Genomic DNA, 25578 nt, shown 5'->3' on the forward strand with positions numbered 1-25578 from the left:
ACGAACAGGCCGGCGAGACCGTCGATGTACTCCTTGCCCTTCGAGTCCCAGATGCGGTGCCCCTCGCCCTTGACGATGATCGGGACGCCGCTCTTCTCCATGGTCGACTGTCGCGTGAAGTGCATCCACAGGTGGTCTTTGGCCATCGCCTGGAGTTCGGCCTCGGACGGTGTCTGGCGGTGCGTGCTCATCTGGTCCCCCAGTTGTAGAGCTGCTTCTGCAGCTTGGCGTAGATGAAGGTCTCGGTCGACAGCACCCCGTCGATCGGACGGATGCGGTCGTTGATGAGTGCGAGGAGGTCTTCGTCGTCTTCGCACACGACCTCGGCGAGGATGTCGAAGGAGCCGACCGTGATCACGACGTAGTCGATCGCGGGGATCTCGGCGATGGCCTCGGCGACCACGCGCGTGTCTCCGGAGACGCGGATGCCGATCATGGCCTGGCGCGGGAAGCCGAGTTGCATCGGGTCGGTCACCGCGACGATCTGCATGACGCCGGATTCGGTGAGACGCTGCACCCGCTGGCGGACGGCGGCTTCGCTCAGTCCGACCTCGCGGCCGATATCGGAGTACGAGCGGCGCCCGTCCTCCTGCAGCAGCTCGATGATCGTCTTGGCGACGTCATCCAGGGGAGGGTGTTTCTTCGAGGACGGCATGATGCGATCCTCGCATCGGATCGGCCATCGTTCAACCGATTTCGCAGAATCAGCACACCTGCAGCGGTGAAACCGCAGCTGACCCGGTCAGGACTCGAGCGGTCCCAACCAGGCGCTCGCCGCGGTCGCGTGCGCGGACTCGGGGTCGGAGGGGTGGAACGCGCCCGCGAGCACATCGCGATAGAGCCGCGACAGCTCGGCGGACGAGAAGTACGAGCCGCCGCCCGCGACGAGCATCGCCTGGTCGACGACGTGCTTCGACATCGTGATCGCCCGGTGCTTGACCCCCGACAGCAGCGTGAACCAGCGCGCACCGTGGTCGACCTTGTCGTCGACGTCGCGAGCGAGCACGGCGATCTGCGGGGGGAGCGCGTCGTACGCGAGACCCATATCGGCGATGCGCCAGCGGATGTCGGGATCCTGGCTGTACGCAGCGCCCGTCTTCTTCGACCGGCGCTTCTGAGCGGTGAGCACCGCGAGGTCGAGGGCCCGCCGCGCGATGCCGGTGTAGACCGACGCGAGCAGGATCTCGAAGACCGAGAAGATGCCGAAGACGATGGGGTCGGGGTTCGGGCCCGGATCGATGCGGCGCACGACGTGTGCGGCGTCCGCCGTGGCGCCGTCGAGGCGGGTCGTTCGGCTCTGGGTGCCGCGCATGCCGAGGGTGTCCCAGTCGTCGCCCGTGACGACCGCGTCGGTGCGGTCGACGAATGCGAACACGAGCTTGGGGGCGTCGGGGCTCGTGGTGTCGAGTCCGTGCAGGCCGAGCCGGGTCCACACCGGTGCGAGAGAGGTGAAGATCTTCGTCCCGGTGAAGGCATAGCCGCCGTCGGACGTGGGAGCCGCCTCGGTGTCGCTGCCGAACAGCACGAGGTCGTTGCCGCCTTCGCTGATGCCGAACGCGAAGACCTCGCCCGCGACAGCGCCGTCCTGCACGAACTCGAGGCCCGGGACGCCGCGGTCCGAGAAGACCTTCGCGACGCCGGTCCAGACGAGGTGCATGTTGATCGCGAGCGCCGTGGCCGGGGCGGCGGTGGCGAGGCGCTGCTGCAGCACTGCGGCCTCGGCGAGGCCCAGGCCCGCGCCGCCGCGGTCGGTCGGGACGAGGATCGACAGATAGCCGGCGTCTCGCAGCTCGGCGAGATCCTGCTCGGGAAAGGTGTTCTCGCGGTCGTGGATGGGCGCACGCTCGCGGATGCGCTCGATCAGGTCGTCGGGAAGATACGCGGTGGGGTCGAAGGTGCTCACGCCAGTGCCTCTCTCAGCTGTCGAACGGTCTCTTCGGGCTTGTCGCGGTGCAGAGAATGCCCGGCGCCCTCGACGATCGACATCGTGACGAGGGGGTTGGCGGCGAGCACGCCGGTCGCGACATCGCCGGTGAAGATGCTGTAGACCTCGGGGTCCGAGGCGATCACATGGGTGGGAACGGTCAGCCGCGCGGCATCCGCCGTGACATCCCACGGAGTGTTCTGCGCGCTCGTCTGCTCCACCGCCCAGGCGCTGGCTCGCCGCACGGCGTCGACCTTGAGCTCCCAGTCCTGCGGATGCCAGTGGGGATGCTCCTGCCGTACGAGCTCGATCCTGTTGTCCGCGAACGCGCGCTCCTGACTCCTGCGGACGATCGCGGCGTCTCGACCGCCGACGAGCACGGCGGGGTCGAGCAGCACCAGGCGGCGCGTCCATCCGGGGGCGGATGCCGAGGCGGCCGTGCTCGCGGCGCCGCCGAGGGAGTGCCCGATCACGGCGTCCCACGGCCCGCCGCCGTCGGGCACGGTCGTGGCGAGGTCGGCGGCGTACCCGCCGACCGAGTAGTCGAGTGCGCGGGGCGCGTCGCCGTGACCGCGCAGATCGACTGCCGTGGCATGCCACCCGGCGTCGGCGAGGGCGCTGCCCAGGCGCCACATGAGGGCGCCGGACGAGCCGAGGCCGTGCACGAGGAGCGCGCGGCGACCCGAGGCGGGGTCGCCCCAGCAGATGCGAGGCAGTGTGAGCGGTGCAGGCATGCAGCCAGCCTACGACTGGCCCGTGCGCCGCGGCCGTTCGGCGTCAGTCGAGCGGCGGCAGATCGCCGTGTGTGGTCAGCACTCGCGCCGCTGCGGCGTGGCCGGCGGCGAGTCGTAAATCCAGCCCTGCGCCGTCGAGCGTCGCCGCGAGGAAGCCCGCCGCGAAGGCGTCTCCCGCGCCGACCGGTTCGACGACCTCGACGCGAGGAGCGTCCACGAACACGGGTTCGTCATCGCGGCGGAAGGCCGTCGCCCCGACATCGCCGTCCTTCACGATGAGCAGCCCGCAGTTCGGCAGGTGCGCGCGGATATCGGCGGCGGTCGCCGTGCCCCAGATGCGCTCGGCCTCGTCGCGGCCCACGAAGGCGATGTCGGCGGCGTCGGCGAGGCGCGCCAGGGTCTCTGCGGCATCCTGCATCGACCACAGGGCTCTGCGGTCATTCACGTCGAACGACACGAGCGCGCCCGCCGTGCGAGCGTCGACGAACAGCCGATCGACCATCTCGCGGCAGGCGGGGGAGAGCGCGGGGGTGATCCCCGTGGTGTGCACGATGCGTACGCCGTCGAGCCGAGCGGCGTCGAGGAAGCCGGGCCCCATCGCCGACGCGGCGGATCCGCGTCGGTAGTAGTAGACCGACGACGACTCGATGCCCGGGTCCTTGAACATGACGCCGGTCGGGGCGTCGGCGTCCGTGGTCACCCAGAGATCGACCCCGCGGCGGGCGAGCTCGGTCGAGATGCGGCTGCCGATCGGGTCGTCGCCGAGGCGCGAGGCCCAGGCGGCGCGGTGTCCGGCCGAGACGAGTCCGACCGCGACGTTGCTCTCGGCGCCCGCGAGCCCGAGCGCGGCGGTCTCGGTCTCGGCGAGCGGGGCGCCCAGAGCCGTGACGAGCCCCATGGACTCGCCGATGCAGACGACCTCGGGGATGACGGATGCGGAGGAGGGCGCAGAGCTCATGAAGGGGTGACCGCCAGAGGTTCGGTGTCGGGGTGGGGACTCGCATCGCGGTGACGCAGATCGGGGAAGGAACGGACGAAGACGATCGAGACCACGAGCGCGGCCGCGGCGAAGAGGGTCGCAGCCAGGTAGGCGCCCCGCGGGTCCGTCGCATCGACGAGGAAGCCCGCGACCGCCGAGCCCGCCGCTGCGCCGATCAGCTGGCCGGTGCCAGCCCAGCCGAAGGCCTCGGCCGTCTCGCTGAACTTGACGCTCGCGGTCGTGATCGCGAACAGCACGGCGAGAGCGGGCGCGATCCCGATTCCGGCGACGATCAGGGTGCCTCCGAGCCAGAACACGTCGAGCGAGACCATCGTCAGGGCCAGACCCACCGTCACGATGGTGAGGCGCCGGGCCATCGCCCAGGGCCCGATCGGGATGTGTCCGAACGAGAGCCCGCCGGCGAGGCTGCCCACCGCGAACACCGCGAGCACGACACCCGCGGCCAGGCTGCCGTGCTCGAACGTCGCCACGACGCCGACCTCGACCGCCGAGCACGCACCGATCAGCAGGAACCCGATGACGGTGGCGAGCAGCACCGGCGGCTTGAGCACGACCTTGCCGAGAGCGCTGCGGCTGCGCGGGATGCGCACGCGGCCGACCTCGGGGGAGAGGATGAACCACGCGCCGCCGCCGACGAGCACCACCGCCACGAGCAGCAGGCCCTCGGCAGTGCCCACCTGGGTCGACACGAGCGTGATCACGACAGGCGCGAGCACCCAGATGATCTCCTGCAGCGAGGCGTCGAGAGAGAACAGGGGCGTGAGCTGGCGGGAGTTCACGAGCTTCGGATAGATGGTGCGCACCGCCGCCTGGACCGGAGGGGTCGACAGTCCCGCGATCATGCCCAGGATCATGTAGCCGGCGACGTTCAGCGGCAGCAGCGCCAGTCCCAGCACGGCCACGACGCACACGCCGAGCGTGAGCGTGAGCACGCGACGCATTCCCCATGCGCCCATCCATCGGCTCGTGATCGGACCGGCCACGGCCTGGCCGACGCTGGTCGCGGCGAGCACGAGGCCCGCCGATCCGTAGGAGCCGGTCTGCTGCTCGACGTGCAGGAGGATCGCCAGCGAGGTCATCCCGTTGGGGAAACGAGCCGTCAGCTGAGCAGCGATCATGCGCGCCACCCCGGGCGTGCGAAGAAGGTCCCGATATCCCGCCACGGACCCACGCTATCGGGCATCGGGGACACCCGTCGAAGCGCCGTCGGCACGACACGCCGCGACACGCCGATGTCGAGTTTCCACACCACATCGAATGTCCGAGGGGGCGTTTAGCGTGCCCCCTGTGGATGGATCTCTCACAGGGCGTTCCCAGCCGCGATTTCACGCGGTTCGCGAGCGCCTCCGAGGGGGTCGAGCCTGTGGAAGAAACGGTGGAGAACCTGTGTTGTACCAGTGGAGAGCGGTGGAAAACTACACGGATGTAACTACTAGCCCTTGTGGTCACTCCGAATGTCCGTCCCTATATGTAGTATTGAGTTCCCGGTGAGGCTCTACCGGACAAACCAGAGATTTGAGGGGATCAGATGTCGATCACGGTCTACACGAAGCCGTCCTGCGTTCAGTGCAACGCCACGTATCGCGCGCTCGACGCGAAGGGCATCGAGTACGAGATCCACGACCTGTCGGAGGACCCGGCAGCGCTCGAGCAGGTCAAGGCGCTCGGCTACATGCAGGCGCCCGTCGTCGTGACCGACGGCGACCACTGGTCGGGCTTCCGCCCCGACAAGATCGACGAGCTCGCCTCGCGCCTGGCGTGATCCGCCATGAGCGCCGTCGCGACCGCCGCGCCGCTCCTGGTCTACTTCTCGAGCGCGTCGGGCAACACCGCGCGCTTCATCGAGAAGCTCGGGCTTCCGGCCCGACGCATCCCGCTCCACCGTCAGGACGAAGAGCTCGTCGTCGATGAGCCCTTCGTCCTCGTCACCCCCACATATGGCGGGGGTGAGGGGCGCGGCGTCGAACGCGGTGCCGTACCCAAACAGGTGATCCGGTTCCTCAACGACGAGCGCAACCGTCGTCACATCCGCGGGGTGATCTCCGCGGGCAACACCAACTTCGGCGAGTCCTTCTGTCTCGCCGGAGACATCATCAGCCGCAAGTGCCACGTGCCTCACTTGTATCGGCTCGAGATCTTCGGCACACAGGACGACGTTGATCGCGTGAGCGACGGATTGGAAAGACAGTGGCAACTGCAGTCGAAGAGCATGACTCCGTGAGCGAGACCGTGGCGTTCAAGATGAACCCGAGCTACGAGGGCCTCGACTATCACGCCCTCAACGCGATGCTGAACCTGTACGACGCGAACGGGAAGATCCAGTTCGACGCCGACAAGCGCGCGGCACGCGAGTACTTCCTGCAGCACGTCAACCAGAACACGGTGTTCTTCCACTCCCTCAAGGAGCGTCTCGACTACCTGGTCGAGAAGGAGTACTACGAGCCGGCCGTGATCGAGCAGTACTCGCTCGAGTTCATCCAGAAGCTCAACGATCTCGCCTACAGCAAGAAGTTCCGCTTCGAGACCTTCCTCGGCGCGTTCAAGTACTACACGAGCTACACGCTCAAGACGTTCGACGGCAAGCGCTACCTCGAGCGCTTCGAAGACCGTGTCGTGATGACGGCCCTCGGTCTCGCCGGTGGCGACGAGGACCTCGCGGTCGCGCTGGTCGAGGAGATCATCTCCGGTCGCTTCCAGCCCGCGACGCCGACCTTCCTCAACTCGGGCAAGGCGCAGCGCGGCGAGCTCGTCAGCTGCTTCCTGCTGCGCATCGAAGACAACATGGAGTCGATCGCCCGCGGCATCAACTCCGCGCTCCAGCTCTCCAAGCGCGGCGGCGGCGTGGCGCTGCTGCTCTCGAACATCCGCGAGGCCGGCGCGCCGATCAAGCAGATCGAGAACCAGTCCTCTGGCATCATCCCCGTGATGAAGCTGCTCGAAGACAGCTTCAGCTACGCCAACCAGCTCGGTGCCCGGCAGGGTGCGGGTGCGGTGTACCTCAACGCGCACCACCCCGACATCATGCGCTTCCTCGACACCAAGCGTGAGAACGCCGACGAGAAGATCCGCATCAAGACGCTGTCGCTCGGTGTCGTCGTGCCCGACATCACGTTCGAGCTCGCGAAGAACGGCGAGGACATGTACCTCTTCTCGCCGTACGACGTCGAGAAGGTCTACGGAGTGCCGTTCGGCGACATCTCGGTCACCGAGAAGTACCGCGAGATGGTCGACGACCCGCGCATCAAGAAGACCAAGATCAACGCGCGCGAGTTCTTCCAGACCATCGCCGAGATCCAGTTCGAGTCGGGCTACCCGTACATCATGTTCGAGGACACGGTGAACAAGGCCAACCCGATCAAGGGCCGCATCAACATGTCCAACCTCTGCAGCGAGATCCTGCAGGTGAACACGCCGACCACGTACAACGACGACCTCTCGTACGACCAGATCGGCAAGGACATCTCCTGCAACCTCGGCTCGATGAACATCGCGCTGTCGATGGATGCCGACGACCTCGGTCAGACGGTCGAGACGGCGATCCGTGCGCTGAGCGCGGTGAGCGACCAGAGCCACATCCGCTCGGTCCGCTCGATCGAAGACGGCAACGACCGTTCGCACGCGATCGGCCTCGGACAGATGAACCTGCACGGATACCTCGCTCGCGAGCACGTGCACTACGGCTCCGAAGAAGGCATCGACTTCACGAACATCTACTTCTACACGGTGCTGTTCCACGCTCTGCGCGCCTCGAACAACCTCGCGATCGAGCGCGAGCAGGCGTTCGACGGCTTCGCGGACTCGACCTATGCGTCGGGAGAGTTCTTCGACAAGTACATCGAGCGCGCCTGGGTGCCCGAGACCGAGAAGGTCAAGGAGCTCTTCGCGGGCAAGCACATCCCGACGCAGGCCGACTGGGTGGCGCTGAAGTCGTCGATCCAGGAGCACGGCATCTACAACCAGAACCTGCAGGCGGTGCCCCCGACCGGCTCGATCTCGTACATCAACAACTCGACGTCGTCGATCCACCCGATCGCGTCGAAGATCGAGATCCGCAAGGAAGGCAAGCTCGGCCGCGTCTACTACCCGGCGCCGTTCATGACGAACGACAACCTGGAGTACTACCAGGACGCGTACGAGATCGGCTACGAGAAGGTCATCGACACGTACGCCGCCGCGACCCAGCACGTCGACCAGGGCCTGTCGCTGACGCTGTTCTTCAAGGACACCGCCACGACGCGTGACATCAACAAGGCGCAGATCTACGCATGGCGCAAGGGCATCAAGACGATCTACTACATCCGTCTGCGTCAGCTGGCGCTCGAGGGCACCGACATGACCGAGTGCGTCTCGTGCATGCTCTGACGTTGCGTCGCTGCGTTTCGTCTCGCTCCGCTCGCTCAACGACCGACTCTAGGACCGAATCATGACTCCTCACCCCCCGCTCAAGCTGGTCGACAGCGTTCAGGCGATCAACTGGAACCGCATCCAGGACGACAAGGACCTCGAGGTCTGGAACCGTCTGGTGAACAACTTCTGGCTGCCCGAGAAGGTGCCGCTGTCGAACGACGTCCAGTCGTGGAACACGCTGACGCCCGAAGAGCAGCTGCTCACGATGCGCGTCTTCACCGGGCTCACGCTGCTCGACACGATCCAGGGCACGGTCGGCGCCGTGTCGCTGATCCCCGACGCGATCACCCCGCACGAAGAGGCGGTGTACACCAACATCGCGTTCATGGAGTCGGTTCACGCCAAGAGCTACTCCTCGATCTTCTCGACGCTCGCGTCGACCAAGGAGATCGACGAGGCGTTCCGCTGGTCCACCGAGAACCCGAACCTTCAGAAGAAGGCTCAGATCATCATGGACTACTACCAGGGCGACGACCCGCTCAAGCGCAAGGTCGCCTCGACGCTGCTCGAGTCGTTCCTGTTCTACTCGGGCTTCTACCTGCCGATCTACTGGTCGTCCAAGGCGAAGCTCACGAACACGGCCGACCTGATCCGCCTCATCATCCGTGACGAGGCCGTGCACGGGTACTACATCGGCTACAAGTTCCAGAAGGGCCTCGAGAACGAGACCGAAGAGCGCCGCCAGGAGCTGAAGGACTACACCTTCAACCTGCTGTTCGAGCTCTATGACAACGAGGTGCAGTACACGCAGGACCTCTACGACGGCGTCGGTCTCACCGAGGACGTCAAGAAGTTCCTGCACTACAACGCCAACAAGGCGCTCATGAACCTCGGCTACGAGGCCATGTTCCCGTCGACGGTCACGAACGTGAACCCGGCGATCCTGTCGGCCCTCTCGCCGAACGCCGACGAGAACCACGACTTCTTCTCCGGCTCCGGTTCCTCCTACGTCATCGGCAAGGCCGAGGCGACGGAAGACGACGACTGGGACTTCTGAGTCACCTGCTGAACACCACGAAGGGGGCGGATGCTGCGGCATCCGCCCCCTTCGTCGTCACCGTGTCACGCGTCGCGATGTCCTCGCGTCGAGGAGGACCGCCTGTGCAGCGCGTTCACCGGAGGCGAGGGCGCCCTGTATCGATGCCGTGTCACGGTGATCTCCGGCGACGTAGAGGCGCTCGGTATACCGCGGCGATCTCGCAGGCCGCAGCGGTGGAGTCTGGCTCGGGAGCGCGTCGGCGATGTCGTCGCGCCGCAGCAGCTGCCATGCGCTCACGTCGACACCCCAGATCTCGGTCAGGTGTCGGCGCACCTCGCTCTCCGCGGCGGACTCGCCGTCGCGCGACAGCAGGCAGGTCGCGGCGATGAGGTGACGCCCGGCGGGGGCGTATGACGGCACCGTATGCGTCATCACCACGGTGTTGACGATCGGACCCCGGGCCGTGCCTCTGCCGTCGACCGCGAGCAGCGCGGACGAGGTCGGGGGTTCATCGGCGGCGAACCACCAGGTCTGCAGTCCGTTCGTCGCAGGTCGGGGGAGAGGCGTGAGATCGGCGACGGCATCCGGTCCGACCGCCACGACAGCTCGGGCAGTCCGGACGGGGTCGCCGCCCTCGATCCCCACCTCGACGCCCTGTGCGCGGGTGGAGACCCCCACGGCGCGCGCCCGCAGGCGGATCTCGGCACCGGCAGCGCGTGCGCGTGCGGCGAGCTGCTCGGGGACCGCGGAGATCCCCTGCGCCGGCAACCCGGGGCGACCGAGAACGAAGTACTGCGCGAGCCATCGGGCGAAGGTGTTCGACGTCGCACCGTTATCCTCGGCCAGCACTCCCGCAAGGAACGGCTCGAGCACGGCGGTGCGCAGCGGACCGCGCAGCCCGACGGCATCCCATCCCGCACGCAGCGAGATGTCGTCCTGAGCGAGGCGTGAGAGGGGAAGCGCCAGAGCGGGCGTCGCCCAGCGGGCGAGCGCGACGGCGTCCGAGGCGCTCACCAGTCCGCTGCGCAGCGTGGTGTGGATCGACAGCGGATGCCGGAGCGGATGCCGCAACTCGACCACCCCGTCGTCCGTGCACACCCGGACACCTACCGGGAAGCTCCCCATCGCGAGTCGCCCGAGATCGACGCTGCGCCGGAGCTCGCCGTAGGCGGGATTGAGGACCTGGAATCCGCGATCCAATCGGAACCCGTCGATGAGGTCGGTCCGCTGGCGTCCGCCGACGGCGTCGCCCGCTTCGACCACGATCACGTCGAATCCCTCGGCGGCGAGCAGTCCCGCACAGCGCAGCCCCGCGAGTCCCGCCCCGATCACGACCGCGTCATGCATGGCCCCAGCCTATGTCGGTATGCCGAGAGGTGGTGCCGACGGGCCGGTCAGTCGCGCTCGTCCGCCAGGCGGGCGCGGCGGTCCTCCTCGCGCTTCGAATAGGTGGCGGCGCGGATCGCATCGTCCGATTCGAGGCCTGTGCCCAGCGCGCCGCCGAGCGTCGCCGCCGACGCGACGAACCAGGTGAGGACGAACAGCTCGGGGATGTCGACAGGGCGGCCGAGCGCGTCGCTCATCACTGTCAGGTCGAGGACGAAGAATCCCCACGCCAGGTTCACGACGTACAGCGCCAGATAGCAGATGCTGATGCCGATGGTCAGAGTCAGCAGCGTCGAGGTGTTGTAGAGGCGCGATCTCTCGCGCGCCTCGGGAGACGCGTCATCGGGGCGGTCCCAGAGCCGTCCGTCGATCACGATCCAGCCGATGATGATCGCGACGGACGCCACGGTCGCCGCCACGAGCCGCCACCCCGACAGCGACAGGGCGAGAGACCAGACCGAGGGCTCGATCGTCGCCACGGCTCCGGTCGCGAGAGCAGCGACGAGAGCGGATTTGAGTCCCGCGGCGAGCAGCCAGGGGCGATTGGCCAGCACCATCCCCAGAAGCAGGCGTCCGCGCGCGCTGAGCCGGGGGAGCGGCAGGCGCTGCTCGTCGGGTGTTGCGGGCACGGCCATGTCGTTGACGAGACCGTGGACGGCCCGACGGGCGCGCGTCTGCACACGGAAGCCGCCGAGGGCGGGCAGCGACAGCACGGCGGAGTGCCGCTGAGGATCCATCGCGGCCAGCAGATAGCGGCCGTCGTCATCGCGGAGGGGGAGTTCGGTGACGCCGATGACGAGGTCCCAGCGGTTCTCGTCGGCACGCGCTCGGAGTCGTTCCAGAGCGACGTCGACGTCTTCGGAGCCGAGAGTGAACGGCTCGCTCACGAGTTCGACCACCCAGCCGTCGCCATCGGCGTCGAGCATCGGTCCGACACCGGTCATCCGGCGCGCGACGGCTGTCGGCGAAGCCGGATCGGCCACGAGGCCCACACGGATCGGCTCCATCTCCGCAACCTACACCCGTCGGCCGCCGGCCGCATCGGCATCTGCGACCTGAGCCGCTCTACTTCCGGTTCGCCGCGTAATACGCGAGCAGCGACCGGGTGGACGCGTCCTGCGCGCGGATCGCCGCGTCGTCCCCGCCGATGGCGGGAGCGATCTGCATCGCGAGCTGCTTGCCGAGCTCCACGCCCCACTGGTCGAACGAGTTGATGCCCCAGATCGTGCCCTGTGTGAAGGTGATGTGCTCGTACAGCGCGATCAGCTGACCGAGCACCTGGGGGGTGAGCGCGGGCGCGAAGATCGACGTCGTCGGCCGGTTGCCGGCGAACGTGCGCGCCGCGACCAGGGCGCCGGTCGTGCCCTCCGCCTCGACCTCTTCCGCGGTCTTCCCGAAGGCGAGCGCCTTGGTCTGCGCCAGGAAGTTCGCGAGGAACAGCTCGTGCACGTCCTGGCCGTCGTCGGTCAGCGGGTACGCCGGGTTCACGAAGGCGATGAAGTCGGCGGGGATCAGCCGGGTGCCCTGGTGGATCAGCTGGTAGAAGGCGTGCTGTCCGTTCGTGCCGGGCTCGCCCCAGAACACCTCACCGGTGTCGGTGCTCACGGGGCTCCCGTCCCAGCGCGCGGACTTGCCGTTGGACTCCATCGTGAGCTGCTGCAAGTACGCGGGGAAGCGGCTGAGCTGCTGCGCGTACGGCAGCACGGCATGCGTCTGCGCACCGAAGAAGTTCACGTACCAGATGTTCAGCAGCCCCATCAGCACCGGCACGTTGCGCTCGAGCGGAGTCGTGCGCACGTGCTCGTCGACGGCGTGGAAGCCTGCGAGAAGCTCACGGAACGTGTCGGGTCCGAGAGCGATGGCGAGAGACAGGCCGATCGCGGAGTCGACCGAGTACCGGCCGCCCACCCAGTCCCAGAAACCGAAGGCGTTGGCGGGATCGATGCCGAACGCCGCGACCTTGTCGAGAGCGGTCGACACCGCCACGAAGTGGTGGGCGACCGCGTCGGTGCGCGCATCGTCGCCGTCGGCGATAGCCCCGGATGCCGCGAGCCCGGCCCACAGCCAGTCGCGGGCGAGCCGCGCATTGGTGAGGGTCTCGAGCGTGGTGAACGTCTTGGAGGCGACGATGAACAAGGTCGTCTCCGGGTCGAGGTCCGCTGTCTTCTGGGCGAGGTCGGTGGGGTCGATGTTCGACACGAACCGCGCCTCGATGCCGGCGTCCGCGTAGGGCTTCAGTGCCTCGTAGACCATGACGGGCCCGAGGTCCGAACCGCCGATGCCGATGTTCACGACGTGAGTGACCTTCTTGCCCGTCACGCCCCGCCATTCGCCCGCGCGGACGCGCGATGCGAATGCGCCGAGGGCGTCCAGGACCTCGTGGACGTCGGCATCCACGTCCTGCCCGTCCACGACGAGCGCGGGGGACGCGCCGACCGGGCGCCGCAGTGCGGTGTGCAGCACGGCGCGATCTTCGGAGGTGTTCAGGTGCGCCCCGGCGAGCATGGCCGCATAGCGGTCTGCGACGCCGGTCTGCTCGGCCAGACGGAGCAGGGCCGCGAGGACCTCGTCTGTGACGAGGTTCTTAGAGAGATCGACATGCAGGTCTGCCAGGGGGAACGACAGCTTCTCCGCACGGTCGTCCTCCGCGGCGAACCAGCCGCGGAGATCAGGGGTGAACGCGCCGTGCAGGGCGGTGAGCTCGGACCATGCGGGAGTGGCTGTCGGATCAACGGGAGCGGTCATGATCCCACGCTACTGCGATTCCCGAGGATGGCGGCGATGACGGGCCTGAGCCGCCGCGACGATATCGTGACATCGCTCGCGCGACCGAATGCGCGTCAGGGCGCGGATCGCGGTACGGTTCACTCATGGGAAGACTGCGATACGACGGCACATCGGAGCCGATCCTGATCGACGACGAGACGCTCGCACACCTCAAGGTGATCATCGGCACGAAGCTGCGCAGGCAGGAGAGCTTCATGATGACGTGGCACCCGACCGAGGGCGGCGATCCCGGCCGGGTCACCGTGTGGATCCATCCCGCCATCCCGCTGCAGTTCCTCTTCACCACCGCAGAGCCGCAGCAGATCGAGAAGTCGCGCATCGAGGACATGATGCACGCCCTCAACGCATCCGGCGAACTCGTGATCGACGAGTTCGCGCAGCCGGGCGTCCTCAGCGCGGGTGCCCCCGTCGCCTGAGTCCCCCTCGCGTCACTCCGCCGGGTAGCCGGTGTCCTTGAGGCTGCGAGCCAGGTGCGCGGCGTTGCGCGCGGCAGTGGCGGTCGCGGCGGCCACCTTTTCGGGAGTCTTCGAGAGGTCCTTGTAGTCGACCGTCTGCATGGCCTCGCCGTTCCAGTACACCGATCCTTGCGCGGGGATCGTGTAGCCCACATCGTTGAGGCCCTGGAAGAGGATCGCCGCGATGTGGTGCGCTCCGTCCTCGTTGCCGACCACCGCGGCGATAGCGACCTTGTCGAAGAGCGTCGGCCGCCCCTGATCGTCGGTCTCGGAGAGTTCGGCGTCGAGGCGCTCTAGCACGCGCTGGGCCACGCTCGAGTGCTGGCCCATCCAGGTCGGGGTCACGAACACCAGGATGTCCGCGTCGAGCACTCGCTGCCGCAGCTCGGGCCACTCGTCGCCGTCGCCCATGTCGGCCTCGACACCGGGGCTGATGTCGACGTCGATCGCGCGAACCAGACTGCCCGTCACACCGTGGTCCGCGAGCGCGTCGAGGATCTGGGAGCCGAGCAGGTCGGAACTCGATTCCGAGGGCGAGGGCTTGAGGCTGCAGGTGATCGCGAGAGCTGTCAGGGTCGTTGTCATGAGAGCGAGGCAATCACGTCGCGAGCCGTGCGGGGAGGGGGTTCCGTGTCTGCGGACTCTGCGCTAAAGGTATCCTGGATGCTGGCCGGTTGTTCAGACAGGAGACCCCGTGATCCTCAGCTTCATCTTCTTCATGATCCTCTTCCTCGGAGGCATCTGGCTCATGGGGCTCGCGCAGTCGCTCGAGGACTTCCAGGCGATCGTGTTCATCGCCGGCATCCTCATCGTCAGCCTGTCGCTGGCGTTCGTGATGCGTCAGCGCGGTTCGGCCACGCGACGCAAGGACAACTGGTCGGGCAACGCGACGGAGTGACGCTCAGAACCGCTTGGCGAGTCTCATCTCGAGATTCGCCCTGACCGCGGGCCACTCGGGTTCGATGATCGAGAACTCGACGCTGTCTCGCAGTGCCCCGTTGCGGTAGCGGCTGATCGCGCGCATCACGCCGTCCTGCTTGGCGCCCAGCCGCTCGATCGCCGCGCGCGACTGGAAGTTCACCCACTGGGTGGTCAGCCCGACCCGGAAGACTCCGAGCTCCTCGAACGCGTGCCGGAGCAGCAGGAGCTTGGACTCGGCGTTCGTGCCGGTTCCATGAGCCGACGGCCTGTTCCAGGTGTAGCCGATGTGCAGGCGGGGCACGTCCTCGACGATGTCGTAGTACGAGGTGAGTCCGAGGATGCGCCCGGAGGCGTCGAAGGTGGTGAACGGGACCATCCCGCCCGTCTCGATCAGGCTGATCCGACGGTCGATCTCGGCGGCGAGCCCCTCTGGCGACGGCACCGAGGTGTACCACGCGTTCTTCCACAGGTCGCCCTCTCTCAGTGCATCGAGGAGGCCGTCATGGTGAGAGGTCTCCAGAGGGCGGAGTTCGACCAGGCGTCCCGTGAGAGTGGTCGGAGCGGGGGCGACGCGAAAGCTCATGCGGTCATTCAACCAGTGCGACGGCCCCCCGCCGCAGCAGCCGCTGATACGCGCGCACGATCTCGACCGTGACCCCGAGCTCGAATGCGAGGCTCGCGGCGTGCGGGCCCCGCAACTGCTCTGCGTCGGCGTACGACCGCGCGGTGATGAGCAGCCGTGCGGCCCACTCGTCGGCTCGCTGCTCCTGGCGGTCGCGCACGAGGTCATCCGATGTCGCGACGTGGCCGAGCACGGCGTGCCCGAGTTCGTGCGCCAGCACACTGCAGGTCGCGCGACTGCTCAGGCCCGGTTCGATGCGGATCGTGGAGGTCGAGGGCTCGAAACCGCCGAGCGACGGTCCGCTGCGCTCGACGAGTCGAAGGCCATGCTGTTCGACCAGGAGGAGGAGTCGCTCCATGCCCTGCCTCCTCGATCGACGGTGTGCGCCGACCGACCTCGGGCCTCAGTCGTAGAGGTCGTCGGTGTCGCGGCGGTGAGGCAGTTCGGACTCGAAGGCCACCTCTGCGTCATTGTCTCGTCGACCGCCGACATCGGTGAGGGGTCGGAGGGGAGTGATGATCGCGTCCCCCTGTGACGCGTCGGTGCGGAATCGCTCCTGTGCCCGCTCGAGGATCACGTGGGGTGCGACGCCGATCACGGCGCACACTCGATACAGCACCGGGATCGGGATGTCGCGCTTGCCCGTCGTGTAGTTGTCGAGGGCGCTCCGCGACACGTCGATGTCACGAGCCATTCGCGCGATGCTGCTCCCGGCCGCGGCGATCTCGCCCTTGAGCTGGCGTCCGACGGCGCTGTTGTAGTCCTCCGCTGGTGTCGTCACGTGAGTCACGATAGCACTGGCATGAAACCAGGATGCCGTCATTCTGGTGCGGGGGGCTTGGCACCGGACCATGGCGGCGATAGTGTCGTCGAGTGACGACACATGTGCGACGAGCGGTCGCAGAAGCAGTGGTCCGCGAGCTCGCGGATGCCGGCGAGACGGCTCCGACGCTCGCCGACAGATCGGGGATCGAGGTGAAGACCCTGCAGGCCAAGCTCGCAGCGCGACGAGACTTCACGGTCACGGAACTGGCGTCGATCGCCGATGTCCTCGGCATCCCGATCACGCGTCTCGTCCCGCCGGTCTCTGACGACTGAGCACAGTGTCGTCGACATCGGGGCGCGCTGGGGCCGCGGCACGGGTCTGAGCAGAGTCGTGGTCGCGGGGTGTGGTCGGAGGCGTCGTGGGGTCGTGCTCCGGCCACATCGGCCCGCGACGGGCTAGCGTGGACCGCATGAAGAACGTGCCCTTCGGCTCCTCATCCGCTCCCGCCCTGGTCGCCGGCATGATGCGCATCGACGACAAGAACGATGCGCAGATCCGCGAACTCTACGAGGCCGCTAGGGGGAGCGGCATCGATTTCTTCGACCACGCCGACATCTACGGCGGCGCGATGCACGTCTGCGAGTCTCGATTCGCCGAGGCGCTGCAGCTCGCCCCGTCGGAGCGCGCGGAGATCGTGCTGCAGACGAAGTGCGGCATCGACCCCGCCCAGCAGGCCTTCGACTTCTCCTACGAGCACATCATGCGCCAGGCGGAGGGCTCTCTGCGCGCCCTGCGCACCGAGTACATCGACGTGCTGCTGCTGCACCGCCCCGACGCCCTCGTCGAACCCGAAGAAGTCGCGCGGGCGTTCGACGAGCTGCATGCCGCGGGCAAGGTGCGGGCGTTCGGCGTCTCGAACCACACGCCGAGGCAGATCGACCTGCTGCGCACGGCGGTCGAGCAGCCGCTGATCGTCAATCAGCTGCAGCTGTCGATCACGCACGCGCCGATCATCGCGCAGCCGGTCGCCGCCAACATGCTGGCAGAGGAGCAGAGCGTGGTGCGCGACGGCGGCGGGATCGTCGAATACTGCCGCATCAACGGCATCACGATCCAGGCCTGGTCGCCGTTCCAGGGGGGATTCTTCACGGGGGTCTTCCTCGGCAACCCCGAGTACGCAGAGCTGAATGAGGTGATCGATCGGCTCGCGGCGTCGTACGGCGTCGAGCCGATAGCGATCGCGACGGCATGGATCACGAGGCATCCCGCACACATGCAGGTGGTGCTGGGCACGACCACTCCCGCTCGGGTGCGGGATGCGGCGGCGGGCGCCGACCTCGAGCTGACGCGGGCCGAGTGGTACGAGCTCTTCCGCGCGGGCGGTCATCTGCTGCCCTGAGGTCCTTGCCCGGAAGGCCCTGCGCCGGGAGGGGGCTGTGCTGTTCTGAGCGCACGGCGCGCGAGCGCGATCCGTCGTCTACCCTGAACTCATGCCGTTCCTGTTCTCGCTCCTCGTCATCGTGCTGATGGTCGGCGCGCTGATCGACATCATCACGCGCGAGGACTCGCAGGTGAGGTTCCTGCCGAAGATGGCCTGGATCGTCATCGTCATCCTGCTGCCGCTGATCGGCGGGCTGCTGTGGTTCGCGATCGGACGCGAGTACTCCGAGGCCGGCTTGCGAATCCCGCGGATGCGCACGGCCGGCCGGCCGAGCAGGCGCCCGTCTCCTCAGCCCGCTCCGCCGCCCTCGACGCCGGTCGACACACGCTCCACCGAGCAGCAGATCGCAGACCTCGATCGCGAGATCGAGGAGTGGCGGCTCCGTGCGGAGCTCGAGAAGCGTCGGCGCGAGTCAGAGGGCGACGGTCCCGCGGCTCTCTGACGGTCAGGCGGCAGCGGCGGCGGTCGACGCGAAGGACTCGCGCACCGCCTCGTCGAGACGCGAGTAGGCGAACTCGAAGCCGGCAGCGGTGAGCTTCTCGGGCAGCACCCACCGACTCTTCAGGATCAACTCGGTCTCGGTGCGGATGCCGATCGCACCGAGTTCGAGCATCCACCGGGGCATCGGCGGCCCGATGACGGCGCCGGCCTCGCGGCGCACCGTCGCCATGAACTCACGGTTGTCGACCGGGTTCGGCGCGGCGGCGTCGACCGGTCCGTCGAGTTCGGGGTGCCGTTCGAGGAAGTCGATGATGCGAGCGACGTCCTCGATGTGCACCCAGCTGAAGCGCTGTCGGCCGCCACGAGCGCCGAACTCGTGGCCCGTGCCCGCAGCGCGTCGAGCGCGGCTCACCGGCCACCGTCCGTCGAGCTGGGTGCCCCCGAGCCCCAAGCGTGCGAGTGAGCGCAGAGGTCCGAGCACGCCGCCGTGGCCGAGCACGATGGCGCTCCGCAGGGCGACGCGCCGTGTGCGGGGCAGGTCGTCGGCGAACAGGGCGCGTTCCCACGCCTTCGCGACCTCGACGGAGAATCGGCTGCCGATCTCGCCGGTCGACTCCGTCATGGGGCGGTCTTCGGCGTGGCGGTAGATGGTGGCGGTCGAGGAGTTGACCCACAGCGCCGGCGGAGCATCCGCTCTGGCGATCGCGGTGCTGAGTGAGGTGGTCGTGTCGAGGCGGGAGCGGAAGATGGCGGCGCGGTTCTGGGGCGTGTAGCGGCAGTTGACGCTCTTGCCCGCGAGCCCGATCACGAGCGAGGCGCCGTCGACCGCGCGGTCGATCGCGGCCTGGTCGCCCCAGGCGATGTCGGCATCCGCGCGTGAGATGGTCACGACCTCGCGACCGGCGGCGCGCAGCCTCGGCACGAGGTAGGTGCCCATGAACCCGGTCGAGCCGCCGATGACGACCCGGCCCCCGCTCTCCGGGGCGCCCTCGATCACGGCGTCTCTTTCTCGATCGTGTACTCGAAGAAGCCCGTGTACTCGTAGACCCGACCGAGCACCGGGGCATCTATCGTCATGGCGACGTGGTGGCGTTCACTCTCGTCGTCCCATCGTTCGACCAGGGCGATCGTCGGGCGGAGGAAGGCGGGGGCGGCGAGCTTCAGGCGGCCCAGACGCAGACCGACCCGACGGATGGTCAGGACCACGGCTTCGTCTCGCACATCGATGTCGAACGTCGTGACCACGGTGCGATGAGGGCCGATCTCGTTGCGGAGGATGCCGGCGGGCGTCAGCTCGACGACGTCGGGCATGACCCACGTGCGACCCGGAAGCTCGAAGTGGCGGACTGCGAGGGCGCGGCCGTCGACGGTGCGGTTCTCGATGCGGAAGGGGACGTCCTCCTCCCATCCTGCGAACGCGACTCCGAGCGCCTCGGCGATGCGGAAGGCCGGCCACAGCCAGCGATGCCGCGACCCCGCAGTCGTGAAGGTGCCGCGTCCGACTCCCACGTGCCCGTCGGGAATGGTCCGGAAGTACCACCCGGTCTTGGGATGGAGCTCGGCGATGCGCGCGCCGAGCGCTCTCTCGTAGGGGGATGCGGTGGGGTTCTCCGAGGGAGTCACGGCTCCAGCCTAGGCCGTGGTCGTGTTCGCAGCCCCGGCTGCCGACAGCGCGAGGCGACGGTCGATGCTCGAGGGCGAGAGCACCTCACGCGCGACCATGATCGCTGCGCCGAGCACTGCGGCGCGCTCGCCGCCCTGTGACTGCACGATCGCGAGGTGCTGGGTGGCGAGCGGGATGGAACGTCGATAGACGACCTCGCGGACGCCTGCGAGCAGATGCTCACCCGCGCGGGCGATGCTGCCGCCGAGCACGATGATCGACGGGTTGAGCAGATTGACCACGGTGGCGAGCACCTCTCCGACATCGCGCCCCGCCTGCCGCGTGGCCGCGATCGCCGCCGCATCGCCGGACCGCACGAGTTCGATCACATCCGCGGGACCGTGCGTGTCGTGACCCTGCGCGCGAAGCGCGACGGCCAGGGCGGACCCGCTCGCGAGCGCTTCGAGGTCACGCTCGTCGTCGGCGGCACGCGACGAGGCTGCCGACGCGCCCGGGACCTGCACGTGTCCCATGTCTCCTGCCGATCCCTGCGCGCCGCGCTGCAGCTGGCCGCCGGCGATGATGCCGGCGCCGATCCCGGTGGACACCTTCACGAAGATGAGGTCGTCGACGTGCGGCCACGCGGTCGCGTGCTCTCCGAGGGCGAGGATGTTGACGTCGTTGTCGACCAGCACGGGAACGTCGAAGGTGCGCTGCACGTACCCGGGCACGTCGAAGCGGTCCCAGCCGGGCATGATCGGCGGATTGGTGGGGCGCCCGCTGGAGTGCTCGACGGGCCCGGGGACGCCGATCCCGATGCCGAACAGCGGGATCCCCGACGCGGCCGGCGACGCGAGCAGGCTCTCGGCGTCGTCCAGGATCCCATCGAGCAGCTTCTCGGGCCCCTCGCCGATGTCGATCGTGCGCGTGTGCGCGTCGAGGAAGACGCCGGCCAGATCCGCGAGGGCGACGGTCGCGTGGGTGGCCCCGAGGTCTACGGCGAGCACGAGCCCGGCGCGGGCGTTGAAGCCGACCCTGGCGGGAGGCCGCCCGCCGGTCGACGCCGCCTCGCCCGCCGGACGCAGCAGGCCGGCCGAGAGGAGCGCGTCGACGCGCACCGACACGGTGGAGCGGGCGAGCCCCGTGAGGGCGGCGAGCTCGGCCTTGGTGCGCGCGGGGCCGTCGCGGAGTATCTGGAAGATGTCCCCCACGCCGGGAGTGGAAGGCGCGGACGGCCGCGGAGCATCACCCATTGCGTCAGTAAACCACAGCAGTTCGACGCGTCTGCGACCAACTTCCAATTCGTTACAAACAACTTTTGACGAAGATCTAGCAAAAGATGCGCTCCCGTGTCAGACTCACCGGCATGACAACGGATGTCACGGCCACCGGCCTCGGAACGATCCGAGCCGGCATCCTCGGCGGAGGCTTCATGGCCCGCGTGCATCGCACCGCAGCCCGTGACGCGGGAGGCGAGCTGCGCGCCGTCGCCACCCGCTCCGCGTCGAGCGGACGTCGCGCGGCGGACGAGCTCGGAGCCGCTCGCGCAGAGACGGATGCCATCGCGCTCATCACGGCCGCCGACATCGATGTCGTGCACATCTGCACGCCCAACGCGACGCACGCCGAGTTCGCGCTGCACGCGCTCGAGTCCGGGAAGCACGTCATCTGCGAGAAGCCGCTCGCGATCCGTGCCTCCGACGCCCGGCGCCTCGCCGATCTCGCGGCCTCTCGCGGACGCGTGGCCGCAGTCCCGTTCGTGTATCGGTATCACCCGATGGTGCGTGAAGCGCGTGCCCGCGTGGCGCAGGGGGACGTGGGCGAACTCCTCACACTCGACTGCTCGTACCTGCAGGACTGGATGCTGCTCGACACCGACGACGACTGGCGGGTGCGGTCGGCATCGGGTGGCGCGTCCCGCGCCTTCGCCGACATCGGATCGCACCTGTGCGATCTGATCGAGTTCGTGGCCGGGCAGCGCATCCGCTCACTGAGCGCACGGACCCGCCGGGTGTTCGAGGAGCGCGGCGGCCGAGCCGTCGACACGGAGGATATCGTCGCCGTGCTCATCGAGACGGAGTCCGGCGCGCTGGGCACGCTGCTCGTCTCGCAGATGGCCGCGGGGCGCAAGAACGCGCTGACTCTCGAACTGCACGGCACCCGCCAGACTCTGCGGTTCGAGCAGGAGCGGCCGGAGGAGCTGTGGATCGGCACGCGAGACGACTCGCGACTGCTGCTGCGGGATCCCGCCACGGCGACCCCCGACTCGGCCCGACTGCAGCGCGTGCCCTCGGGACACCCCATGGGGTACCAGGACGCCTTCAACGGCTTCATGGCCGATGTGTACGCGGCGATCGGCGGCGCGCAGCCCGAGGGGCTGCCGACGTTCGAAGACGGTTTCCGTTCGGCCGTGCTCACCGAGGCGGTCCTCGCCTCGGCCGCGGCAGACGGTCGATGGACGGAGGTGGCGGCATGACCGCGACGATCACGCAGCCGGTGCTCGAGGTCTCGGGCATCCGCAAGTCGTTCTTCGGGGTGGAGGTGCTGAAGGGTGTCGACTTCGACGTGCGTCCGGGCGAGGTCCACGGCCTGGTCGGCGAGAACGGCGCAGGCAAGTCGACCCTGATGAAGATCATCGCCGGAGTGCAGCCCGCCGATGAGGGCGTGGTGCGGTATCGCGGCGAGGAGGTGCGGCACGCACATCCGCGGCAGGCGATGGACGACGGCATCGTGACGGTGTTCCAGGAGTTCACCCTGCTTCCCGAGCGCACCGTCGCACAGAACGTCTACCTCGGGCGGGAACCCCGCCGCGGCGGCTTGGTCGATCAGAAGGCGATGATCCGACGCACCGGCGAGCTCCTCGCCGACCTCGGCGTCTCGTTCATCGACCCGCAGGCCCGGGTCGGCTCGCTCACGGTGGCCGAGCAGCAGATCGTCGAGATCGTGAAGGCGCTGTCGTTCGACGCCAGGGTGATCTCGATGGACGAGCCGACGGCCGCGCTCAGCGACCGCGAGGTCGAGCTGCTCTACGCCATCATCCGACGGCTCACCTCTCGCGGCGTGGCGGTGATCTACGTCTCGCACCGACTCAAGGAGATCTTCGACCTGTGCGACCGCATCACGATCCTGAAGGACGGAGCGCTCGTGTCGACCGATGACGCGGGTGCCCTGACGACCGATGAGCTCGTGCGCCGCATGGTCGGACGCTCGATCCAGTCGTACTACCCCGACGCCGTGGCCGGGACGATCGTCGGCGAGCCGCGCCTCGAGCTCGACGAGTGCGGCAACGCCTTCGTGGACGGCGTCTCCTTGACCCTCCGCGCCGGGGAGATCGTCGGGATCGCGGGGCTCCAGGGGTCCGGTCGCACCGAACTGGTCGAGGGGATCTTCGGCATCGATCCGTTCGTGCGCGGCACCATGCGGATCGACGGCACGCCGACGCGCATCACCAGTGCGAGAGCGGCCGTGCGAGCCGGGCTCGCCCTCGTCTCGGAGGACCGGAAGGCACAGGGGCTCGCGCTCGGGCAGTCCGTGCTCGACAACGCTCTGCTCGTGATCCGCAGCGTCTTCGCCGGACGCACGACACCGTCGAGACGGGAGGTCCCCGGCGTGCTCAGCTCCCTCGAGATCAGCGCCCGCGGCCTCGACCAGGAGGCGCGGTTCCTCTCGGGAGGCAACCAGCAGAAGGTGGTGCTCGCGAAGTGGCTGCTCACCCAGCCGCAGATCGTGCTCTTCGATGAGCCGACCCGTGGCATCGACGTGGGAGCGAAGTACGCCGTGTACCAGCTCATGCGCGATCTCGCGGCGCGGGGCACAGCCGTGCTGATGGTGTCGAGCGAGCTCCCGGAGGTCATCGGGATGAGCGATCGCATCCTCGTGATGCACGACGGCGAACTCGTCGCCGAGCTCCCGGCGGGCTCTGCGGAGCACGAGATCCTGGGCGCTGCCGCAGGTGCCACCGAGGGAGGTGCTCGATGAGGCGGCTGCGCATCGACTCCACGGTCATCGTGCTCGGGATCCTGATCCTGACGCTCATCATCGGGGCCGTGCTGGTCGCGACCGTGGGGCGCAACTTCTTCAGCGCCGGCAACATCCGCGACATCCTCACCGGCATGAGCGTGCTCGGACTCGTCGCGATCGGGCAGACCCTCGTGGTGCTCGGAGCGTCGCTCGATCTGTCGGTCACCTACGTCGTGAGCCTGTCGAGCCTGCTGGCCGCCACGATCATGAACGGCAACCCGGCGAACATCCCGGCCGCGGTCGCCGTCACCCTGCTCGTGTGCGCCGGCATCGGACTCGTCAACGGCCTCATCGTCACGGTGCTCAAGGTCAACGGATTCATCGCCACGCTCGGCGTGGGCCTGATCCTGCAGGGGATACTGAACACCAATTTCGAGGGCTCGGCGGGCAGCGTGCCCTGGGAGTTCCAGCTCATCGGCGCCACGGGAGTCGGCCCCGTCCCCGTGTCGACGATCATCATGATCGCCCTGGCCGTCGTGGTGTGGATCCTGTTGAACCGCACCCGGACCGGCGCGCACCTGTACGCGGTCGGCGGCGACCCCGAGATCGCGCGTCTGTCGGGAGTGCGCACGCGTCCGCCGCTGATCGCCGCTCATGTGCTGTGCTCGGTGTTCACCGGATTCGCCGGCCTGCTGCTGGCCAGCCGACTCGGCGTGGGGAGCCCGACCGTCGGCCAGCAGGGCGGCTATGCGCTGCTGTCGATCGCCGCCGTGGTGCTCGGCGGCACACTGCTGCTCGGCGGACGCGGATCGATCTGGGGAGCCATCGGCGGTGTCGCGATCCTCGCGGTGGTCGACAACGTGATGAGCGTCATGCAGGTCAATCCGTTCCTGAAGGACGTGGTTCGCGGCATCGTGATCGTCGCCGCGGTCGCGGTCTACAGCCGCCGCTCGATCGTCAGCCGCCGGCCGCGCTTCGGAGCGGGCGGCACGAGGACCGGGGGAGACGACGCCGCGAAGGCCGCCGACTCCGAGATGGCGGCCGCTGCCTCCGAGCTCGCCGATACGAGCACCGCTGCGGAAGGAGGACGGCCATGAATGCACTGCGCACCCTCGTGAGCCCTCGTGGCGCGGTGTTCCTGCTGCTGGTGATCCTGCTCGTCTCGGTCGCGCTGCTCAACCCGAGCTTCGCCGAGCCCGGCCAGTTCATGAGGTTCATCCAGCGCGTCGCACCGATCGCGATCGTGGCGATCGGCCAGTACTTCGTCATCATCGCGGGCGAGTTCGATCTGTCGCAGGGATCGCTGATCACCGCGCAGGTCATCATCGCGGGCAACCTCGTCGGCCAGGACGACTCCCGCACCGTGCCCGTGCTGCTGCTCATGATCGTCTTCGGGGTGATCGTCGGACTCGTGAACGGCGTCATCACGACTCTGCTCAAGGTGCCGTCCTTCATCGTGACTCTCGGCATGATGCTCGCACTGCTGGGCGGCGTCATGTGGTGGACGGGCGGCGCGGCCACCGGCAACCCGGCAGACAGCTTCCGCGAGATCGGGCGCGGCGGCATCCGCGACGTGCCGGTGCTCGAGTTCATCCCGTGGTCGGTGCTGATCCTGATCGGCTGGCTCGCCCTCGGCATCTGGATCACCAAGCGCCCGCTCGGCAAGCTGCTCATCGCGGTGGGCGACAACGCCACGGCGGTCGACTTCGCCGGCGCGCGCAGCGCATGGGTGACGACACGCGCGTTCGTCATCTCGTCACTGTCCGCGACGCTCTCTGCCGTGCTGCTCGTGGGATACGCCGGAGTGCACCCGTCGGTGGGACGAGGGTACGAGTTCATCGCGATCACCGCGGTGGTCCTCGGCGGCGTCGTGCTCGGCGGTGGGCGTGGCTGGATCGTCGCGGCGGCGGCCGGAGCCTTCGCGCTCGAGGCGCTCTTCATGCTGTTGAACATCGCGGGTGTCCCGTCGACGCTGCGAGACGCCGTGCAGGGCGTGATCATCATCGCCGCCGTCGCGTACTCCGCGGTCGCCTTCCGGGCACGCCGCAGACAGCGCCCGCAGCCGTCGCCCGATGACGCGACGGCAGAGACCCCCGACCCCGTAACAACCAGCACCATCCACACAGAAACCAGAGGAGATTAGCAATGCGAC

Annotated in this window: 28 protein-coding genes and 1 pseudogene; 13 read left to right on the plus strand and 16 right to left on the minus strand. The window is 68.2% G+C overall.

What is annotated here, in order from left to right; all coding sequences use genetic code 11:
* The 6 genes and pseudogenes from RWO82_RS03255 to RWO82_RS03280 all read right to left on the minus strand — a co-directional run.
* Positions 1-191: pseudogene (locus tag RWO82_RS03255) on the minus strand (aspartate aminotransferase family protein); the annotation flags it as partial.
* Positions 188-655, minus strand: coding sequence for an Lrp/AsnC family transcriptional regulator (locus RWO82_RS03260; RefSeq protein WP_194763655.1), 468 nt, complete (start codon positions 653-655; stop codon positions 188-190). The gene RWO82_RS03260 and the pseudogene RWO82_RS03255, both read right to left, overlap by 4 nt.
* A gap of 87 nt (positions 656-742) precedes the next feature.
* On the minus strand, positions 743-1903 hold the full coding sequence (locus tag RWO82_RS03265; protein ID WP_314423263.1) for an acyl-CoA dehydrogenase family protein: 1161 nt from the start codon (positions 1901-1903) through the stop codon (positions 743-745).
* Positions 1900-2658 (minus strand): alpha/beta hydrolase, encoded by a 759-nt coding sequence (locus RWO82_RS03270; protein ID WP_314423268.1) that lies wholly within the window; start codon positions 2656-2658, stop codon positions 1900-1902. Before RWO82_RS03270 ends, RWO82_RS03265 begins: the two co-directional genes overlap by 4 nt.
* Positions 2659-2701: 43 nt before the next feature.
* Positions 2702-3616 (minus strand): sugar kinase, encoded by a 915-nt coding sequence (locus tag RWO82_RS03275; RefSeq protein ID WP_314423270.1) that lies wholly within the window; start codon positions 3614-3616, stop codon positions 2702-2704.
* Positions 3613-4776, minus strand: coding sequence for an MFS transporter (locus RWO82_RS03280; RefSeq protein ID WP_399540703.1), 1164 nt, complete (start codon positions 4774-4776; stop codon positions 3613-3615). Before RWO82_RS03280 ends, RWO82_RS03275 begins: the two co-directional genes overlap by 4 nt.
* A 410-nt stretch (positions 4777-5186) precedes the next feature.
* On the opposite strand from RWO82_RS03280, the gene nrdH reads away from it, so the two are divergent.
* The 4 genes from nrdH to nrdF all read left to right on the plus strand — a co-directional run bounded on the left by nrdH (position 5187) and on the right by nrdF (position 9062).
* Positions 5187-5420 (plus strand): glutaredoxin-like protein NrdH, encoded by a 234-nt coding sequence (gene nrdH, locus RWO82_RS03285; protein ID WP_201470361.1) that lies wholly within the window; start codon positions 5187-5189, stop codon positions 5418-5420.
* 6 nt (positions 5421-5426) lie between these two features.
* On the plus strand, positions 5427-5879 hold the full coding sequence (gene nrdI / locus RWO82_RS03290; protein WP_314423278.1) for a class Ib ribonucleoside-diphosphate reductase assembly flavoprotein NrdI: 453 nt from the start codon (positions 5427-5429) through the stop codon (positions 5877-5879).
* A gap of 20 nt (positions 5880-5899) precedes the next feature.
* Entirely contained in the window at positions 5900-8020 is a 2121-nt protein-coding gene (gene nrdE, locus RWO82_RS03295) for a class 1b ribonucleoside-diphosphate reductase subunit alpha (RefSeq protein ID WP_314423452.1), read from the plus strand.
* Positions 8021-8081: 61 nt separating this feature from the next.
* Entirely contained in the window at positions 8082-9062 is a 981-nt protein-coding gene (gene nrdF, locus RWO82_RS03300) for a class 1b ribonucleoside-diphosphate reductase subunit beta (protein WP_241796658.1), read from the plus strand.
* A 57-nt stretch (positions 9063-9119) separates the two neighbouring features.
* Here nrdF and RWO82_RS03305 read toward each other — a convergent pair whose 3' ends face one another.
* Genes RWO82_RS03305 through pgi form a run of 3 tightly spaced genes read right to left on the minus strand, consistent with a single transcriptional unit; the run spans position 9120 to position 13175 of the window.
* Positions 9120-10391 (minus strand): NAD(P)/FAD-dependent oxidoreductase, encoded by a 1272-nt coding sequence (locus RWO82_RS03305; protein ID WP_314423284.1) that lies wholly within the window; start codon positions 10389-10391, stop codon positions 9120-9122.
* A gap of 47 nt (positions 10392-10438) precedes the next feature.
* Positions 10439-11437 (minus strand): hypothetical protein, encoded by a 999-nt coding sequence (locus tag RWO82_RS03310; RefSeq protein ID WP_314423286.1) that lies wholly within the window; start codon positions 11435-11437, stop codon positions 10439-10441.
* Positions 11438-11495: 58 nt separating this feature from the next.
* Positions 11496-13175, minus strand: coding sequence for a glucose-6-phosphate isomerase (gene pgi, locus RWO82_RS03315; protein ID WP_314423288.1), 1680 nt, complete (start codon positions 13173-13175; stop codon positions 11496-11498).
* 125 nt (positions 13176-13300) lie between these two features.
* Between pgi and RWO82_RS03320 the strand changes: the two genes are divergently transcribed.
* Positions 13301-13633 carry a hypothetical protein gene (locus tag RWO82_RS03320; RefSeq protein ID WP_314423290.1) on the plus strand — a complete coding sequence of 111 codons (333 nt, stop codon included), beginning with the start codon at positions 13301-13303 and terminating at the stop codon, positions 13631-13633.
* A 12-nt stretch (positions 13634-13645) separates the two neighbouring features.
* Here the strand turns inward: RWO82_RS03320 and RWO82_RS03325 are convergent, their stop codons facing one another.
* Positions 13646-14257, minus strand: coding sequence for an NAD(P)H-dependent oxidoreductase (locus RWO82_RS03325; RefSeq protein ID WP_314423293.1), 612 nt, complete (start codon positions 14255-14257; stop codon positions 13646-13648).
* A gap of 109 nt (positions 14258-14366) precedes the next feature.
* Here RWO82_RS03325 and RWO82_RS03330 point away from each other — a divergent pair, with 109 nt between their 5' ends.
* Positions 14367-14570 carry a hypothetical protein gene (locus tag RWO82_RS03330; RefSeq protein ID WP_201470347.1) on the plus strand — a complete coding sequence of 68 codons (204 nt, stop codon included), beginning with the start codon at positions 14367-14369 and terminating at the stop codon, positions 14568-14570.
* A 3-nt stretch (positions 14571-14573) separates the two neighbouring features.
* On the opposite strand, the gene RWO82_RS03335 is transcribed toward RWO82_RS03330, so the two are convergent.
* From RWO82_RS03335 to RWO82_RS03345, 3 genes are read right to left on the minus strand one after another with little or no spacing between them, the layout of a single operon-like run.
* Positions 14574-15176 (minus strand): GNAT family protein, encoded by a 603-nt coding sequence (locus RWO82_RS03335; protein ID WP_314423298.1) that lies wholly within the window; start codon positions 15174-15176, stop codon positions 14574-14576.
* Positions 15177-15180: 4 nt separating this feature from the next.
* Positions 15181-15573 carry an ImmA/IrrE family metallo-endopeptidase gene (locus RWO82_RS03340; protein WP_314423301.1) on the minus strand — a complete coding sequence of 131 codons (393 nt, stop codon included), beginning with the start codon at positions 15571-15573 and terminating at the stop codon, positions 15181-15183.
* Between the two features lie 45 nt (positions 15574-15618).
* Positions 15619-15996 carry a helix-turn-helix transcriptional regulator gene (locus RWO82_RS03345; RefSeq protein WP_314423304.1) on the minus strand — a complete coding sequence of 126 codons (378 nt, stop codon included), beginning with the start codon at positions 15994-15996 and terminating at the stop codon, positions 15619-15621.
* A gap of 92 nt (positions 15997-16088) precedes the next feature.
* Between RWO82_RS03345 and RWO82_RS03350 the strand changes: the two genes are divergently transcribed.
* From RWO82_RS03350 to RWO82_RS03360, 3 genes are all read left to right on the plus strand, one after another.
* Positions 16089-16313 carry an XRE family transcriptional regulator gene (locus tag RWO82_RS03350; protein ID WP_314423307.1) on the plus strand — a complete coding sequence of 75 codons (225 nt, stop codon included), beginning with the start codon at positions 16089-16091 and terminating at the stop codon, positions 16311-16313.
* A 137-nt stretch (positions 16314-16450) separates the two neighbouring features.
* The gene (locus RWO82_RS03355) at positions 16451-17380 is read left to right on the plus strand and encodes an aldo/keto reductase (RefSeq protein ID WP_314423310.1); all 930 of its coding nucleotides are present in this window, start codon (positions 16451-16453) and stop codon (positions 17378-17380) included.
* A gap of 91 nt (positions 17381-17471) precedes the next feature.
* Complete coding sequence (locus RWO82_RS03360; protein WP_314423312.1) at positions 17472-17864, plus strand: PLDc N-terminal domain-containing protein; 393 nt, start codon at positions 17472-17474, stop codon at positions 17862-17864.
* Between the two features lie 3 nt (positions 17865-17867).
* Here RWO82_RS03360 and RWO82_RS03365 read toward each other — a convergent pair whose 3' ends face one another.
* The 3 genes from RWO82_RS03365 to RWO82_RS03375 are packed head-to-tail and all read right to left on the minus strand — an operon-like array spanning position 17868 to position 20719.
* Entirely contained in the window at positions 17868-18857 is a 990-nt protein-coding gene (locus tag RWO82_RS03365; protein ID WP_399540707.1) for an epimerase, read from the minus strand.
* A complete protein-coding gene (locus tag RWO82_RS03370; protein WP_314423317.1) occupies positions 18857-19486 on the minus strand; it encodes a DUF4166 domain-containing protein in 630 nt (209 codons plus the stop codon). Before RWO82_RS03370 ends, RWO82_RS03365 begins: the two co-directional genes overlap by 1 nt.
* Positions 19487-19495: 9 nt before the next feature.
* On the minus strand, positions 19496-20719 hold the full coding sequence (locus tag RWO82_RS03375) for an ROK family protein (RefSeq protein ID WP_399540704.1): 1224 nt from the start codon (positions 20717-20719) through the stop codon (positions 19496-19498).
* Between the two features lie 113 nt (positions 20720-20832).
* Between RWO82_RS03375 and RWO82_RS03380 the strand changes: the two genes are divergently transcribed.
* Genes RWO82_RS03380 through RWO82_RS03395 form a run of 4 tightly spaced genes read left to right on the plus strand, consistent with a single transcriptional unit; the run spans position 20833 to position 25569 of the window.
* Positions 20833-21942 (plus strand): Gfo/Idh/MocA family oxidoreductase, encoded by a 1110-nt coding sequence (locus RWO82_RS03380; RefSeq protein ID WP_314423322.1) that lies wholly within the window; start codon positions 20833-20835, stop codon positions 21940-21942.
* Positions 21939-23444 (plus strand): sugar ABC transporter ATP-binding protein, encoded by a 1506-nt coding sequence (locus RWO82_RS03385; RefSeq protein WP_314423325.1) that lies wholly within the window; start codon positions 21939-21941, stop codon positions 23442-23444. Before RWO82_RS03380 ends, RWO82_RS03385 begins: the two co-directional genes overlap by 4 nt.
* Positions 23441-24523, plus strand: coding sequence for an ABC transporter permease (locus RWO82_RS03390; protein WP_314423328.1), 1083 nt, complete (start codon positions 23441-23443; stop codon positions 24521-24523). The genes RWO82_RS03385 and RWO82_RS03390 overlap by 4 nt, the downstream gene beginning before the upstream one ends.
* Positions 24520-25569, plus strand: coding sequence for an ABC transporter permease (locus RWO82_RS03395; RefSeq protein WP_314423330.1), 1050 nt, complete (start codon positions 24520-24522; stop codon positions 25567-25569). Before RWO82_RS03390 ends, RWO82_RS03395 begins: the two co-directional genes overlap by 4 nt.
* The last annotated feature ends 9 nt before the right edge of the window (positions 25570-25578 follow it).

The sequence above is a fragment of the uncultured Microbacterium sp. genome, assembly GCF_963521645.1.
In the GTDB taxonomy this organism is placed as follows: Bacteria; Actinomycetota; Actinomycetes; order Actinomycetales; family Microbacteriaceae; genus Microbacterium.

Bases quoted from the DNA above. Each gene is read 5' to 3' on its own strand.
- RWO82_RS03340 (WP_314423301.1), bottom strand. From the start codon at position 15,573: ATGGAGCGACTCCTCCTCCTGGTCGAACAGCATGGCCTTCGACTCGTC.
- RWO82_RS03275 (WP_314423270.1), bottom strand. From the start codon at position 3,616: ATGAGCTCTGCGCCCTCCTCCGCATCCGTCATCCCCGAGGTCGTCTGC.
- RWO82_RS03395 (WP_314423330.1), top strand. From the start codon at position 24,520: ATGAATGCACTGCGCACCCTCGTGAGCCCTCGTGGCGCGGTGTTCCTG.
- RWO82_RS03320 (WP_314423290.1), top strand. From the start codon at position 13,301: ATGGGAAGACTGCGATACGACGGCACATCGGAGCCGATCCTGATCGAC.
- RWO82_RS03325 (WP_314423293.1), bottom strand. From the start codon at position 14,257: ATGACAACGACCCTGACAGCTCTCGCGATCACCTGCAGCCTCAAGCCC.
- RWO82_RS03385 (WP_314423325.1), top strand. From the start codon at position 21,939: ATGACCGCGACGATCACGCAGCCGGTGCTCGAGGTCTCGGGCATCCGC.
- RWO82_RS03270 (WP_314423268.1), bottom strand. From the start codon at position 2,658: ATGCCTGCACCGCTCACACTGCCTCGCATCTGCTGGGGCGACCCCGCC.
- RWO82_RS03310 (WP_314423286.1), bottom strand. From the start codon at position 11,437: ATGGAGCCGATCCGTGTGGGCCTCGTGGCCGATCCGGCTTCGCCGACA.
- RWO82_RS03355 (WP_314423310.1), top strand. From the start codon at position 16,451: ATGAAGAACGTGCCCTTCGGCTCCTCATCCGCTCCCGCCCTGGTCGCC.
- RWO82_RS03380 (WP_314423322.1), top strand. From the start codon at position 20,833: ATGACAACGGATGTCACGGCCACCGGCCTCGGAACGATCCGAGCCGGC.
- RWO82_RS03390 (WP_314423328.1), top strand. From the start codon at position 23,441: ATGAGGCGGCTGCGCATCGACTCCACGGTCATCGTGCTCGGGATCCTG.
- RWO82_RS03375 (WP_399540704.1), bottom strand. From the start codon at position 20,719: ATGGGTGATGCTCCGCGGCCGTCCGCGCCTTCCACTCCCGGCGTGGGG.
- nrdF (WP_241796658.1), top strand. From the start codon at position 8,082: ATGACTCCTCACCCCCCGCTCAAGCTGGTCGACAGCGTTCAGGCGATC.
- pgi (WP_314423288.1), bottom strand. From the start codon at position 13,175: ATGACCGCTCCCGTTGATCCGACAGCCACTCCCGCATGGTCCGAGCTC.
- RWO82_RS03360 (WP_314423312.1), top strand. From the start codon at position 17,472: ATGCCGTTCCTGTTCTCGCTCCTCGTCATCGTGCTGATGGTCGGCGCG.
- RWO82_RS03260 (WP_194763655.1), bottom strand. From the start codon at position 655: ATGCCGTCCTCGAAGAAACACCCTCCCCTGGATGACGTCGCCAAGACG.
- nrdI (WP_314423278.1), top strand. From the start codon at position 5,427: ATGAGCGCCGTCGCGACCGCCGCGCCGCTCCTGGTCTACTTCTCGAGC.
- RWO82_RS03305 (WP_314423284.1), bottom strand. From the start codon at position 10,391: ATGCATGACGCGGTCGTGATCGGGGCGGGACTCGCGGGGCTGCGCTGT.
- nrdH (WP_201470361.1), top strand. From the start codon at position 5,187: ATGTCGATCACGGTCTACACGAAGCCGTCCTGCGTTCAGTGCAACGCC.
- RWO82_RS03335 (WP_314423298.1), bottom strand. From the start codon at position 15,176: ATGAGCTTTCGCGTCGCCCCCGCTCCGACCACTCTCACGGGACGCCTG.
- RWO82_RS03280 (WP_399540703.1), bottom strand. From the start codon at position 4,776: ATGATCGCTGCTCAGCTGACGGCTCGTTTCCCCAACGGGATGACCTCG.
- nrdE (WP_314423452.1), top strand. From the start codon at position 5,900: ATGAACCCGAGCTACGAGGGCCTCGACTATCACGCCCTCAACGCGATG.